Genomic DNA, 12055 nt, shown 5'->3' with positions numbered 1-12055 from the left:
ACCTCTTTTTGCCTTGCATATTATTTAATATGGAGCAGTTGACGCAATTTTTGCGCATTCAAATCCAATACTTGATCCAATAATCTAGTTTTCAAAACTAAATAACCATAAATTATGCCACCCAGTCCTACTTCAATCAGCAAATAGACAGTACTCATAATACGTCCAACATGTTGATTAGTTGCATATAAAATCCAATCTAGCAACAACACTACAATAGTCATTAAGATTGCAATTACAGTTATTTTACGCAAATCATTCAAGATAAAATCGCGCAAATTAAAGGGATACAGTTCATGGATTTTGTTTAACATTAAATAGCAAATCCAAATCATTGCAATGATCGTAGCCACAATCGGTCCATATTCATGAAACAAGTAAACTAAAGGCCATTGGATGATAATTTTCAAAACAAAACCATAGACTAAATACTTAATTGCTAAAGTATTCCGGTATAAAGCTTGCAAAATCGCTGCTAAAACCATGAAAAATCCAAACAATAGTGCCATCAAACAAGACAATTGCATGATTTTAACACCTAATTGATCATAGCCATAAAAACAACTCCATAAAGGTCTTGATACTGCTAACATACCTAAAGCTGCAGGAACCATGAAAAATCCAAACAAGCGCAAAATGCTGACAATTTGTTGCTTAATTTTACTAGTATTTTTAGTAGTGTATAGCGATGAAACTAGTGGTATGGAAGAAGATACGACGCCTGTCGCTAATGAAACGACTACCATAATTAATTTGTTAGCTTGAAAACCGAATAAAGAGTAATAATAATCTAGTTGCTGTTGCGAAATAGTCATAAAACTGCGCATCATAGGATTGAAAGTTGATTGATCAAATAAATTGAACACCGTAATAGCCGAATCAATAATAATGAAAGGAATAGCTTGAAGCAAAATTTCTTTCGTGAAATCACGCGCCGTAAAACTAATTTCGTGCTTGCCATTTTTAGCTAAATCAGCAAAGGTATGTCGCTGGCGCCAAAAACAATATAGCAAATACAAGATAGATACTGTAGCACCAACAAATGAAGCGAATGTTGATTTAGTAACTGCATCCACATAATTACCATGTTTAATTTGCATAATAATATACGTAATCGACAGCATATAACCGACGCGCGCCAATTGCTCTAACATCATTGAGATCGCCGACGGTCCCATTTGAGCATGACCTTGCAAATAACCACGCATAATACTTAAAGTCGGCAACAACAAAACTGCAATCGCCAAGGCTTTAATAGCAGGAATACTGTGCGGATCGCCATTCGTAAATAAAGTTGCTACCCAACTAGCGCCGAAATACATCAAAGCCGCAAAACAAATTCCAATTAATGCCGTAACTTTCAAAGCCTGCTTAAATAATTGGTTGCTAGCCTCGTACTCACCCAGCGCATTATAATGCGAAATTTGTTTGGAGATCGCACTTGGTAAACCTGCTGTGGAAATTAATAAAAAGAAGTCGTAAATATGGTAAACCTTACCATATAAAGCATTCGCTGCCGCAACCACGACTGCTGAACCCATCCAAATATTCCAAGGAATAATATATAGTGCTGATAAGGCTCGCGAAACAATGCCACTAGCCGTAATCCAAGCCGAACCTGACAATAAAGAATCTTGTTTCAACTTATTGTCACTATTAGCTTCTTGTTTAGTCATGCTATAAACTCCTAATATTCTGGTTTGCGCTTAGTCTGTATAGAATCTATGACACATTTTGCAAATGTTTTCGAACTAGCAACATCGGGATGCAATCCGTCAGTATATACTAAATCTAAATCTTTGGTTTCAATAACTTGTGCATTTGCGTATTCTCTGGTTTCTTCGCGAATTACTTGTGCATGTAATTGCGATAAAGGAATCACTACCCATAAACGACTAGTAGGATATAATAATTTTATTTTTTGCATTAGAACTTCAAAATCTACTCTAAAAAGTTGTTCATTAGCTTTTTGATCATTCGTACCAATATTAATTACTACATCAGCACTAGGAATTGGTTGCCATAAATGACTGACATCTATTTTATCTAAGGTCAAAGCAATTTTAGGTACACTACCTTTTCCAGGATGGGTCACTGAAGCACCCGGGTAAGCAATACGAATATCTGATGCATCAAAGTAATTAGCTACTTGGGCTGCGTAACTTAATTCTGAGCAAGTATCTGAACCAGCTTGTGTACCTTTGACACGCACACCAGCACTAACCGAATCACCAATGAAGGCAATTGCTTCATTGACTGGCTTCACAGGTGTTAATTTAGCAGATTTATCAGCAATTATTTTATCAAAATATAAACCTTCATGACGCTTCCATAAATTATTTTCAACATCACAACCACTATAAAATACGCGAATTGAGTGTGCTTTTTTGTCGGGCAAGATAATTTTCAAATTACCAGCAGTCAAATTTTGTCGCTGATAGGATTCATCATCAATCTGATAGGCTAACCAAGTATCTTCTAAGCTAGCTTTAGTGGAAAAAACAAATTCAATTTGTGCGCAATCCGTTAATTGTGTAAAAATCTGTGCACCTAAATTACTAGTGTACATACCATGCTCAGTATGGGCCCAGCGACCGACAAAGTATAACCCCGCAATATCAAAATTAGCTGATGTTTTTTGTAATTTCATAATTATCCTCCTATGACTATTACCATTAACGGAACAATAATATTATAATGATTACTATATCATTTACTAAAGGAATGATCTTGATGATTAAAAATATTATTTTTGATGTTGATGGCACTCTACTAGAAACTAAGGAAGTTGGCTTATTAGCTTTACAAAAAACTTTAAAAGATGATTATCAAATTGATAAAACCATCGCCGAGTTAGAATTTGCTTTCTCTAGTACGGCAAAACAAGTTTTTAATGGCTTTAACATTCCAGAAGAGCAACATGCTACTGCAGCCCAAAGTGTCATGAAAAATGCTTTTGAGTTTATTAATGAAGTCCAAACTTTTGACGGCATCCCTGAACTATTGGCGCAATTGAAAGCACGGCAGATTAATTTAATTATTGTTACTTCTGAAGATCAACAAGAATTTAAGGCGATTTTTCAACAAACTGCGATCAATAGTTTTTTCAATCAAGCAGTGACCGCCGATCAAGTTGATAATCCAAAGCCTGATCCTGAGCCAACAAAAAAGGCTTTGCAATTATTACAAGCTAATTCTTCTGAGACCCTATTTATCGGCGACTCAAGAAGCGATATTGGTAGTGCACACGGTGCCAATGTTGCTTTTGGATTAGCCGGTTGGGGAGCTAATGAAAAAGATGATTTTTCTGACGCAGAATATCTTTTTCAACAGCCTGCAGATGTTTTAAAAGTTTTATAAGTCACAAAAACACATCGCCTAATGCGATGTGTTTTTTTATATTACATTTTTTCTAAACGCTTAATTCGATCTGCCAAAGGAGGGTGCGTATCAAATAAATGTGCAAAATTTTGATGCTTAAGTGGATTAGTAATATATAAAGCTGCACTCGCATCATCTACTTGCTGCATCGGTTGCGTATTATCTGCCAATTTATGCAAAGCACCAATCAATCCAGCCGGATTACGCGTTAACTCTACACCGGAAGCATCTGCCAAATATTCCCGATTTCTAGAAATTGCTAAACGTACAATTGTCGCAATCATAGGACCGAGGATTGCAAAGACCAAGCCTACTAACCACAAAACTAAACGAATTATATTGCCACGTGAATCATCATCGTCGCGATCATTACTACCAAACAACCAACTCCAACGGTACATATTAGCTAGCATAGAAGAAATGAAAACGATCGCGGATGACAAAGCTACCGAAATCGTAGAAACGCGAATATCATAATTGCGGATATGGGATATTTCATGCGCCAAAACACCTTCTAGTTCTTGACGATCCATCATATCATATAATCCACTAGTTACAGCTACTGCCGAATGTTTAGGATCGCGTCCCGTCGCAAAAGCATTGGGACTAGGATCATCAATGATATAAATATCCGGTTGTGGTATTTTAGCGACAAATGATAAATCTTCAACAATGTGCCATAGCATTGGAGCTTGATCACTGGCTGTTATTTTTGTGGCCCCATTCATCTGCATAACTAAACTAGTAGACTTAAAATACATCAATAATGCATAAATGACCGTAATCACCAATGAAATAACAATACCACTACCAATAGAATCAAAAAACAAATAACCAATGACTGCACCAATAGTCGCTAAAATTGTAAAAAATACTGCAAAAACTAAATAAGTCTTTCTTTTATTACTAGCAATTTGTTGATATAACATCAATTAATTTCCTTAAAATTTAACTTGCGGAGCTTGCTTATCAGCTTCCGGAACTTCTAAGAAATTCATTTTACGGAAATGATGAATACTAGACACGATGTTGCGAGGAAAAGTTTCTGTAGCAGTGTTGTAATACTGCACTGAGCTATTATATGCTTGGCGAGCATAAGCCACCTTATTCTCCGTGTTAGTTAATTCTTCCATCAATTTGCCAAATTCTTGATTAGCTTTCAAATCCGGATAATTCTCAGCAAGTGCGAACACTTGCCGCAAAGCACCTGTTAATTTGTTATCGGCAGCCACTTTTTCTGATAAAGAATCAGCACTAATAACTGAATTACGTAATTTAACAACATCAGCCAGCGTTTGCTTTTCATGATCAGCGTAACCTTTAACCGTCTCAACTAAGTTGGGAATAAGATCTGTCCGGCGCTTTAATTGCACGTCGATCTGACTTTGGAATTCTTGCGCTTGGTTACGTTTTTGCACTAAACCGTTATAACAAATAATATAGGCAATAACCACCAAAACAATAATCGCTAAAATAATCCACATTGTGGTCGACATATAATTCTCCTTCATTTTTACTAACATTTTAACATAACTTTTAAGCTTATTTAATTTTTTGTTAAAATTACTGTTCGGCAGTGCTAATATCTTGTGCTACATTATCCGCAGAAAAATCATGCTGCATATAATCGATGTCGCCAACAGGTAGATGTTGTTGCAACGTATCAAAAATCTGTACAGTGACAGCGGCTTGTTCCACCGTAAAATCTAAAACATGTCCGCCGATTGATAAGTCGTCGGCTAAGAAATGACTATGAAAACCAGCCACAGCTGCTCCGTGGAAAACTTCCGGCGAATAATAGCTCACTAAAGTACCTGCTACTTGTTCCTGTTGAAAAACAGATTGTGCTTGAGAAGCTTGCACCAAAGTCGGATAAGGTCGTGAAGCTTTATTAACTGCCCGAGTTTTAACAGCTTGGAAAAGACCTTTAATCTGAACCGAATAAAAAGTATTGGGAGATTGCACTTGCTCAGATACTGTTTGATAGGTAGCCGCACTATTTGAATTAGTCAAAGAAGTTAATGTTTGATAATCTGCTTGATGGATGTTGGCAAATGGCATTGTGAAAGTCGCTGGAACTTGTACAATTTGTCCATCACCACCGACTTTGTAAGGCGTACCATCTAAAATGACAAGTTCACCATCTAAACCTTCGCCCGTACCAATACCCGTATTGCCATGGCTTAAAAGTTCACCCATAGTTATTGTACCTTTCAATAAACCAGGAACTAATAGCGCTAAAGTACCGTGTTGATATAAAGTTGAATTCATCTTGCCCTCCTAATTAAATTGATCTGTTAATAAGTTTTGGTTTAATTTGAAGTTTTGCGAATAGTCAACAGGAATTTCCACAACTACCGGACCCGAGATAGCAAAAGCTTCATCCAAAATCGTCGACAAATCATGCTGCTCATCGACACGCAGTCCTCTTGCGCCAAAACTTTCGGCAAATTTCACAAAGTCAATCGGTCCAAATTTGACACCAGCTTCTTGCCCGTATTTGCTTTGCTCTTGGAAACGCACCATATCATAATAACCATCCACCCAAACTAATTGAACCAAATTAGAATGCAAGCGAACTGCAGTTTCCAATTCTTGACTAGAAAACATAAAACCACCATCGCCGGCTACTGAAACCACTTTACGCTTAGGATCCAATAACGATGCCGCAATAGCCCAAGGCAAAGCTACACCTAAAGTTTGCATCCCATTACTAAACAACAAGTGGCGCGGTTCGTAACTGCGAAAATGGCGCGCCATCCAAATATAATGACTTCCAACATCAACAGTAACTACCATTTGATCAGAAACATGTTGTTGCAACTCATTAACAATAGTTAACGGATGTAAACCTTGATTACTTTGTGTTGTCGGTGGCACATCTTTATCGTCAAATTCTTTTTTAATTGCAAGTAAATGCTCTTTGGTAGAAGTAGACAAGGCATAATCACCCTTTAAAATTTCTCGCAAAGCTAATAATGTATCACCAATATCACCCTGCAAAATCAATTCTGGCTGATATTCTTGCGTTAATTCTGGTACTACACTATCTAAATGAATAATTTTACTTTGGCGTTCTTTATTCCAATTACGCGCTTCGTATTCAATCGGATCATAACCAACTGTGATAACTAGATCAGCTTGTTTTAATAACGTATCACCAGTTTGATTGCGGAACAAACCTACTCGTCCAAAAAATAAATTTTCCAAATCACGCGATAGTACGCCCGCTCCTTGGAAAGTTTCTACAATTGGCAAAGCTACATCATGTAATAAAGTACGCAAAGCTCGTGTCGCCTTTTGTTGTGAAGCACGCATGCCAGCTAAAATAACGGGCATCTGCGCTTGTTTGATTTCTTGCACAAAAGACTTCAACTGATCTTTAGCGGGCACTCCTTGCTCGACTAACGGACTTTTAACCATCACCTCACGCTTAACATTGGCATCAATAACATCTTGCGGAATGGAAATAAAAACTGCACCATTTTTGGCAGCTAAAGCTTCTTGATAGGCATTAGCAAAGGCTTCAGATAAATTATCAGGATCTTGAACTTCTACACTATACTTGGTAACTGGATTTAATAATTCCTGATTGGGAATACTTTGATGCGTCAAACGCGCTAAATCATCACGTTGCACTTGACCACCCAAAGCAATAACTGGATCACCTTCTGAAGTTGCTGTTACAAGGCCTGTTGCTAAATTAGCAACTCCAGGACCAGAAGTTACTAATACAACCCCAGGCTTACCGGTTAAACGTCCTACAGCTGCCGCCATAAAAGCCGCATTTTGCTCATGGCGAGCAATAATTAGCTGTGGTTTATTAGGACTTTGATTGTACTCCAATTCTTCAAACAACTTATCAATCTTCGCTCCTGGAATGCCAAAAACATATTTAATATCATAATTAATCATTGTTTCAACTAAAGCCGAAGCTGCAGAATTAGTTGTCATCTTGTTCCCTCCAAATATAAAAATTTACTACAGTATACTAGGAATAAATTTGATATGAAAGTCATAAAAGTTAAGTTTACAGCAATAATTAACTCTTTATTATAAAATAATTTTAAAGTACAATATTAAGTGCTGTAATAGTTATGCATTATAAGTTAAGAAGGTTTCTAAATGGCCCTGTTAAAAAATATTTTCACTGATAAGATGCTTTGGATTTCCGCTACTGCTGCCATTTTATCAACCTTAGTGAGTAGTCCCCAAATTTCTGATATTAATTTTCATACAATTTTTTCCCTTTTAGCAATGATGATTCTCGTCCAAGTACTAGAAAACGTTGGTTTATTGCAATACATTTCAACTAATTTAACTTCTAAAGCCAAAAATACCCGGCAACTGATGCTAGCATTGGTTTTGCTGGCTTTTTTTAGTGCTATGTTTGTGACTAATGATGTCACAATTTTGATCATTGCCCCTTTATTTTTTAAAATTGCTAAAAAAGTCCCATTGAGCCGCACTTTAACGATTGTTTTAATCACCATTGCCGCTAATTTAGGCAGTGCCTTTACACCTTTTGGCAATACACATAATCTATTCTTACTATCACATTACAATTTATCACCGCTCAGTTTTTTTAAGATGACGACGCCAATAACTTTCATTGGCATTGTATTGCTTTTAATTATCACTTTAATTTTAACTAAATCTAAACCCATTGAAGTAAAAATTGTGCCCCTTGAGATCAACTATAAGAAAATTATGGCTACTTTGATATTAACGATCTATATTTTTTTGGGTATTTTTAAGGTAGTGCCGACTTTCAGTGCAGTGATAATTGCTTTATTATTCGCTTGTTGGCTTAAGCCGCAAATTTTGCAACAAGTCGATTACGCAACAATTTTAGTCTTTATTTGTTTTTTTATTGCTGTAGGCAACATTAGTCGCTCACCTTGGATTGCTGATACTATCAATCGTTTGGTTGCTCAAGAACATTCTACTTACCTGACTTCTTTAGGGCTCAGTCAATTCATTAGTAATGTGCCATCCACAATTCTTATCGCTAAGTTTACCCATCATATTTATCCCATTTTATTAGGATCTAACATCGGCGGTTTGGGGACAATTATTGCTTCCATGGCAAACCTACTTTCCTATAAGCAATATGTTTTTTTCACCAATAAAAAAGGAGCCTTACGTTTTTTAGAAATTTCCTTTGCTTTAAATGTTGTTTTACTAGCTATTTTAGGAACTATCGGCTTTTTACTGGTTTAAATATGCATCCCCAAAATTAAGACAATTTTGGAGGTGTATTTTTTATAGTTAAATTATCTAAACAGGATAAAATGGATTTTTATTATTTGTGGACACATGATCATCTTAACCCTGAAGAATTAACTCATCGCTCCGGATATGGACTATGACGCGGTCATGATAAAGTGTACCGTTTTAAGACACATACAGCAGTGAAAATTAAATAATATCAATGATAAATAAAACCCTCAAATAGCAAAACTTTAGTCAACTTAAAAATCATCTATTGCAAAATAACAATTTAATGCTAAGTTTATATGGTACTTATATTCTATGAATTCGCTCAAAAAATTCTTTACTAAGCATCTCTATCAAGCGGAACGTAGAGGTAATATAAAATTATATGGACACAGTCAAGTTAGCAATGACCTAGAAATGACTAATAAATATCACAGAGCTAATGCTATAGAGGATTCTAAAATTGGCAAAGGATTAGGAATTATTAGTGATGCCATTGATTGGGTAGACGATTTTCAAAATCTGAATCGTAAACACAGCGCTTTATCGTCAGCCGCTTATGCTAGCGAACATTTAGCAGTTACAGCCGGAACCACAGCTTTAGGTTCTAGCGCTGGTACAGAAGTCGGTGCTGCCATGGGTGCCGCAATCGGAACTGTTGTATTTCCAGGATTGGGAACGGAGGCAGGAGCTGCTATAGGATCTGTCGCTGGTGATATCATTGGTGGTTGGATTGGTGATTCTGCTGGTTCAGCCATTAACGATAAAACTGATAAGCACTTTCATTTATTTGGGTGATTTTATGTCTATTTTGACCAGAATTTTTATTATTGATCTTGATAACGTTCGCGTAATTTATGATGTACATGCTAAAAAAGTCTTAGGTTACAAAAAGCCCGAGAAAACTAGTGTAATCTTCTTTTATGTGTTTACTGTAGTAATTGGAATCGCAATCTGGTTTGGCGGTTCTTCCCGAAGAACCATTCATTATTCCGCTGTAACTTCACCGCGGATTAAACCACTGAAGGATCAGCCTTACTTCTGGAAAATACTTCTAATTTATTTATTTTTGGCAATTTTAGGAACTATATTATTTCACATAATATCAGAACAACAATTGGAACGCGCTGGACAAGTAAATTACGAATTAAACAACGAACAAATAAGCAAAGCTTTAAATAAACTGGATTCAGAATACAAAAAATCTTTAGGAATTAAGGGGCGAATAACGTCTAAAATATTCAATAATAATTTTAAATATAAATATATACTGATATTTTTAGTATCATATTTAATATTATTTATTATGCTATTAATGTGCGTGACTACAACAATTTTAAACAAAATCCTGAGTATCTCACCATTACTTTTGTTCTGCTCAGCAGCTATTATTTATGGCAATATTGTCTCAATATTTAGATATTTTGCTAAAAAAAGACTAGATACTAGAGTAAATAAAAACCGAAGGTAAATATGTCATTATTAACACGCATTTGGATAGCAGATCTAGATAAAAAAAGATTGGTCTATGATCTTAAAACTAAAAAACTTCTTGCTTACAATTTACCAAAAGAACCCAGTAAATTATTTATAAAATTAATGGCTGTTTGTATAGTTATTTCTGGTGGTTCCAGTGCTTTAGCGGGAATTTCTTGTATTATTATGCACACTGGAACTAAAATGGATCCTTTAATTAAGCAACCATATTTAACTAAGGTTCTTTTATACTATTTTATTTCAGTATTAGTTGGCGGATTAATTATGTATTGGCTTACTCAAAGAGAAATCGAACGTGCAGGACGAATGCCATATCAGCACGTAGGTGATCTAGAGCTGAAAAGATACTTTAGTCTGAACAGAAAAAGATATAAAAAAGCTTTTTGAATTAATATTCAAGATACTGATTCTACAAAATTCAAAGTCATCTTAAATTTAATCAATATATTGGCTATTATACTGGGATTTTTAGCATTATCACTTTTTGGCAGTGTGGAATTATATGATAAAAATTTCTTGATAGTACTAGCAGTCTTTATTCTATTTTGGTTCGGATACGTACCTATGACATATACACTAATTGTAACGATTTACAGAAAGTTAGTAGAAATAGGCTTGAACAAAAGAATTCAAAAAAATCAAAATTAAGGATAATTATGTCATTATTAACACGCGTTTGGATTTGCGACAATGAAAATAAGCGAATTATGTACGATTTTGCCACACACAAAGTTATCGGCTACCACAAGCCAAAACAGCCTAGTAAATTAGTTATTAAAGTATTAGCTATTTGTATAGCTGTTTCTGGAGTTTCTAGTTCTTTGGCGGCATTTGTGAGAGTTTTCAGACGAGAAACTGCCAAAACGATACCTCTAATCAGATATTCTAATTTTCCACAATTAGCAATGTGGTATCTTATTTCAATTGTTATTGGCGGATTTTTACTTTCTATGTTAATCCAAAATGAATTGGAAAGATCGGGAAAGTTATACCAAGATTTAGACGATACAGATCTCAGAAAAGCTTTTACACTTTTACGTCAAGCTTATATAAAACAGTTTAAGATCAAGGAAAAAAATATATATTCTAAAAAATTTAATTTTAAATTATTTAGTATTATAATGCTTACTTTTGTATGCGGTTTTCTCTTTCTAAACTTTTTCAATATATTTGCAATATATGATGATAGTATATTTGTTGCTGGAGCTCTCATATTCTTGACGTGGTGTGGTTTTGTGCCTATTTTTTATATGTTGATAATATATATAGAGCGTCTTTTAATTGAAAAACATCTTTGCAAAAGAGAAGCCAAAAACACCGGAGTTAACAAATGACAGTCTTTGCGCACATTCGCGTTTGTAAAACACCTAATTCTTATATCATGTACGACTTTGCAACTAAAAAATTTAGTGAGTATCAGGAACCTAAAACGATTAATAAAGCACTTATTATTACTATTGGAGTACTAACTTTTTTGGGAGTCATGCCCGCCAAAGATTATTCTACAAAGCATTATATCGAAGAAACTGGCTATCATATTAAGCCGTTAATTCAAACACCAAATATGGGTAAAGTAATATTAATTTATCTTGGTTCGGCAGTGGTATTAATGATAGTTATGTACTATTTATTTGGCAAGCAAGCCGAAAGTGGCAAGCTATTGCAAGCTAATTTTACAGATTTAGAATTGCTGAAAAAATACTGTCATGAAGATCGTAAAGAGAATGCAAAGTCTTTACCAAAGCATACGGGTTTGGTTATACCTTTATTTATATTAGCGGCACTAGCAATGGATATCTTATTATTATGTATGTTTATCAGTGGAACCAGCTTATATTATTTCATTGCGGATTCTTTTTTCTTTATTTTTTGGACCGCCTTGTGGGAATATTTACTGTGGATCGGTATTGCCCGCAAGTTAGTTACGCATAAATATAATTTGGAATTTTAACGAAAG

Annotated in this window: 13 protein-coding genes; 7 read left to right on the top strand and 6 right to left on the bottom strand. The window is 35.1% G+C overall.

From position 1 onward, the window contains the following. Positions 1–20: 20 nt before the first annotated feature. Both MOO47_RS05280 and MOO47_RS05275 read right to left on the bottom strand, forming a co-directional pair. Positions 21–1676 carry a putative polysaccharide biosynthesis protein gene (locus tag MOO47_RS05280; protein ID WP_249512426.1) on the bottom strand — a complete coding sequence of 552 codons (1656 nt, stop codon included), beginning with the start codon at positions 1674–1676 and terminating at the stop codon, positions 21–23. Positions 1677–1687: 11 nt separating this feature from the next. Further along, complete coding sequence (locus MOO47_RS05275) at positions 1688–2650, bottom strand: SGNH/GDSL hydrolase family protein (RefSeq protein ID WP_249512425.1); 963 nt, start codon at positions 2648–2650, stop codon at positions 1688–1690. 47 nt (positions 2651–2697) lie between these two features. Here MOO47_RS05275 and MOO47_RS05270 point away from each other — a divergent pair, with 47 nt between their 5' ends. After that, positions 2698–3360, top strand: coding sequence for an HAD family hydrolase (locus MOO47_RS05270; protein ID WP_249512424.1), 663 nt, complete (start codon positions 2698–2700; stop codon positions 3358–3360). A 41-nt stretch (positions 3361–3401) separates the two neighbouring features. Here the strand turns inward: MOO47_RS05270 and htpX are convergent, their stop codons facing one another. The 4 genes from htpX to alsS all read right to left on the bottom strand — a co-directional run bounded on the left by htpX (position 3402) and on the right by alsS (position 7335). Beyond that, positions 3402–4310, bottom strand: a complete 909-nt coding sequence (gene htpX / locus MOO47_RS05265; RefSeq protein WP_249512423.1) for a zinc metalloprotease HtpX — start codon at positions 4308–4310, stop codon at positions 3402–3404. 12 nt (positions 4311–4322) lie between these two features. Beyond that, a complete protein-coding gene (locus MOO47_RS05260) occupies positions 4323–4877 on the bottom strand; it encodes a LemA family protein (protein WP_249512422.1) in 555 nt (184 codons plus the stop codon). A gap of 67 nt (positions 4878–4944) precedes the next feature. Continuing rightward, a complete protein-coding gene (gene budA, locus MOO47_RS05255; RefSeq protein WP_249512421.1) occupies positions 4945–5652 on the bottom strand; it encodes an acetolactate decarboxylase in 708 nt (235 codons plus the stop codon). A 9-nt stretch (positions 5653–5661) separates the two neighbouring features. Continuing rightward, entirely contained in the window at positions 5662–7335 is a 1674-nt protein-coding gene (gene alsS, locus MOO47_RS05250) for an acetolactate synthase AlsS (protein ID WP_249512420.1), read from the bottom strand. 171 nt (positions 7336–7506) lie between these two features. Between alsS and MOO47_RS05245 the strand changes: the two genes are divergently transcribed. From MOO47_RS05245 to MOO47_RS05220, 6 genes are all read left to right on the top strand, one after another. Then, positions 7507–8604 carry an SLC13 family permease gene (locus tag MOO47_RS05245; RefSeq protein WP_249512419.1) on the top strand — a complete coding sequence of 366 codons (1098 nt, stop codon included), beginning with the start codon at positions 7507–7509 and terminating at the stop codon, positions 8602–8604. Between the two features lie 312 nt (positions 8605–8916). After that, positions 8917–9399 (top strand): hypothetical protein, encoded by a 483-nt coding sequence (locus MOO47_RS05240; protein ID WP_249512418.1) that lies wholly within the window; start codon positions 8917–8919, stop codon positions 9397–9399. Beyond that, entirely contained in the window at positions 9326–10072 is a 747-nt protein-coding gene (locus MOO47_RS05235) for a hypothetical protein (RefSeq protein ID WP_249512417.1), read from the top strand. The genes MOO47_RS05240 and MOO47_RS05235 overlap by 74 nt, the downstream gene beginning before the upstream one ends. A gap of 2 nt (positions 10073–10074) precedes the next feature. Continuing rightward, entirely contained in the window at positions 10075–10485 is a 411-nt protein-coding gene (locus tag MOO47_RS05230; protein WP_249512416.1) for a hypothetical protein, read from the top strand. Between the two features lie 269 nt (positions 10486–10754). Continuing rightward, positions 10755–11432 (top strand): hypothetical protein, encoded by a 678-nt coding sequence (locus tag MOO47_RS05225; RefSeq protein WP_249512415.1) that lies wholly within the window; start codon positions 10755–10757, stop codon positions 11430–11432. Continuing rightward, positions 11429–12049: a hypothetical protein gene (locus tag MOO47_RS05220; protein WP_249512414.1), complete on the top strand. Its 621-nt coding sequence runs from the start codon at positions 11429–11431 to the stop codon at positions 12047–12049. Before MOO47_RS05225 ends, MOO47_RS05220 begins: the two co-directional genes overlap by 4 nt. The last annotated feature ends 6 nt before the right edge of the window (positions 12050–12055 follow it).

This window comes from Bombilactobacillus thymidiniphilus, from assembly GCF_023380245.1.
GTDB lineage: Bacteria > Bacillota > Bacilli > Lactobacillales > Lactobacillaceae > Bombilactobacillus > Bombilactobacillus thymidiniphilus.
Note: the sequence above shows the minus strand (reverse complement) of the source record. Positions and strands in the feature narration are given on the sequence as shown.